The organism is Candidatus Jordarchaeum sp. (assembly GCF_052745115.1).
The window spans coordinates 1-2,404 of record NZ_JBRAKS010000476.1; the positions used below are offsets into that span (position 1 = coordinate 1).

Annotated in this window: 3 protein-coding genes; 2 read left to right on the forward strand and 1 reads right to left on the reverse strand. The window is 34.9% G+C overall.

Annotated elements, in window-relative coordinates; all coding sequences use genetic code 11:
- Window positions 1-190: 190 nt before the first annotated feature.
- Window positions 191-1,003, reverse strand: coding sequence for an FkbM family methyltransferase (locus tag ACUVXA_RS19775; RefSeq protein ID WP_445873010.1), 813 nt, complete (start codon window positions 1,001-1,003; stop codon window positions 191-193).
- A 197-nt stretch (window positions 1,004-1,200) separates the two neighbouring features.
- Between ACUVXA_RS19775 and ACUVXA_RS19780 the strand changes: the two genes are divergently transcribed.
- Both ACUVXA_RS19780 and ACUVXA_RS19785 read left to right on the forward strand, forming a co-directional pair.
- Entirely contained in the window at window positions 1,201-1,872 is a 672-nt protein-coding gene (locus ACUVXA_RS19780) for a class I SAM-dependent methyltransferase (protein ID WP_445873011.1), read from the forward strand.
- Between the two features lie 46 nt (window positions 1,873-1,918).
- Window positions 1,919-2,404 (forward strand): class I SAM-dependent methyltransferase (locus tag ACUVXA_RS19785; RefSeq protein WP_445873012.1); only part of this gene is annotated, 486 nt, incomplete at its 3' end.

Below are 2,404 nucleotides of genomic sequence, written 5' to 3' on the forward strand. Positions count from 1 at the left end.
TTCTCTCCACTATAAGGGTATCCCTACCCCCAAAAACTCATTTTCAAATACTGTCAAACTTGGTTATTATTTGGTTTAATATATTATTCTCAAGATGTTTCAATAAGTTTTTACATTGTGGCTTCACTATCAACACAGCCTTTTTATTTTTAGATTTTTTGCAAAAAAACCCGTAAAAAAATATTGGGATTCAAAATGTTCGCGTTGCTAATAAATAGTTTGAGGGATAAATTGTTTCACACTTGAAATTTTGTGCGACCAGTAGATTTTTTATTTTCTTAATATTAGTTTCCACTATAACATAAAATGTTTTTTCAAGAGTTTTTGTAGCACCTTTTAGAACTTTTAAATCGTAACCCTCCGTGTCTACTTTTAATATCTTTATAGTTGACTCTCTTTCCAAAATTGAATCCAAAGTCACCATTTCAGATTGGAAACTGCTTTCTCCAGTACCAAGTGCTGAGGTTAATTCAGATTTTCCCTCATTGTAATGGAGTGTTATTTCGCCCTCTTTTTCTCCAACCGCCTTTGGGAATAGAGTCACATTATGCAAGTTATTTAGTTCAATGTTTTTTCCAAAGTAAAAGAGATTATCGGGATTAGGCTCTACCGAAAAAACATGTCCTTCATTTCCCACTATTTTTGATGCGATTATTGTGTAGAGTCCGCCCATTGCACCCACATCTACAAAGGTATCCCCTTCCTTAAGATGTTGGAATATAAATGTAGATATATCAAATTCATGAAAATAAGGATTCATGAAAACATTGAAAGATTTATTTTTCACACAATAAAAACAAAAACTTACACGATCAAATCTCACCCTTACTATACAGTTACTAAATCTCCAAGGAATTAAATTAGGTTTGGAGTGTAAAATGTAATTGAACGAACCCTTTTTCACGAGATTAAGTAGAGAAACTATTTTAAATAGGGTATCATATTTGAAATTTTCACCTGATACATTTGTTAGTGATCTAAGCGTTCTCTTAAAGGTCATCATTTAACCACATCTACAAAGATTTTATTTTTGCTAGGTTAAAATAAAATATATATAGTCATTATAAAATGTTTTTACATCTTCGGCTTGAATAAGCATTATATAAAAGATTTAATTTATTATAGCTAAAGCGTGAAAGGAGTATTATCAACAAGCCAAATACCATAGAACTATTCTGTAAATGCCGAGAGGTTATGTCAATGTTCCAGTTATTACGCCTCTATGAAAGAAATAAGTATTTTCGTGCCCTAGCTCAAAAACTAGGCTTACATGGGGCTGGCTACACCGATATCTCTTCAGAGCGATTTATCGAGTATTCTTGGGCATTCACAAACCTTGATGAAAAACCCGGAAGAATACTTGACGTAGGTTCTACTGGATCCTATTTTCCACTTGCACTTGCCTGTTTAGGATACGAAGTATACACACTCGATGTAAGACCCTACGAATACAGTTTTCCTCTAACAAACCTAAAGAACATAACAGGAGATATCAGAAATACTAAGTTTCCAGATGATTTCTTTAAAACAGTTACAGCAATATCAACAATTGAGCATATAGGCTTAGGGAGATACGGGGATCCCAAAGACAGGGAAGGAGATAAAAGGGCTATAAAAGAAATAGAGAGAATTTTAATGAGGAACGGAAAATTACTTCTAACGGTACCCTATGGAAAACCGACAGTCACACAATTACACAGAGTTTACAATGCTAGTCAACTCCAGTCAATACTTAAAAATTTCAAAATAGAAAGTGAGGATTACTTCTTGAAAAAAACAGGCTACTGGATACGAGTTTCGAAGAAAGACTTAACAGAAACCGACTCAAAGAAAAATGTTAAAGGAATTGCCTGCATAAAAGCCATCAAATAAATTTTATTTAAAAAAGGTACCCATCAAGCTGATGGAGGCGGATGAGTTGGTAAACAATGATAGAAACGATAAAGTTGATATCATATCCAGCGAACTTGAAAAATACAGTAGTGCTGACGTTGATGAAATGGGGGAAGTTTGTGCTTACGAGGAATCAATTCTCCGCCAAGTCATCAGAAAAAGGGAACTTGAGATAATTTTAGAGTTTTTGTACTCCAACCAGCCTCACCTGATTTTAGATTATGGTTGTGGTGCAGGGTGGCTCTCTCGCATCTTATCCCAGAAGGGTTTCACCGTTATTGGTGTAGATTTAAACACCATGTTAGTAACTCATGCTAAAAGAATTACCCCCACCGCTGAGTTCGCTATCTGCGATTGCGAAAACCTACCATTCAAGAATGAATGCATTGACCTTGTTTTCGCCGTGGCAATATTGCATCATCTCAACCTTAAAAAGAGTTGTAAAGAGATTAGGAGGGGTTCTGTGCCAAATACGGTTGGTAAGGTTAATTTGTGGGTCACACCATTCTCA

Excerpts from the sequence above, each read along its gene's own strand:
- ACUVXA_RS19775 (WP_445873010.1), bottom strand. The coding sequence starts at position 1,003 with ATGATGACCTTTAAGAGAACGCTTAGATCACTAACAAATGTATCAGGT.
- ACUVXA_RS19780 (WP_445873011.1), top strand. The coding sequence starts at position 1,201 with ATGTTCCAGTTATTACGCCTCTATGAAAGAAATAAGTATTTTCGTGCC.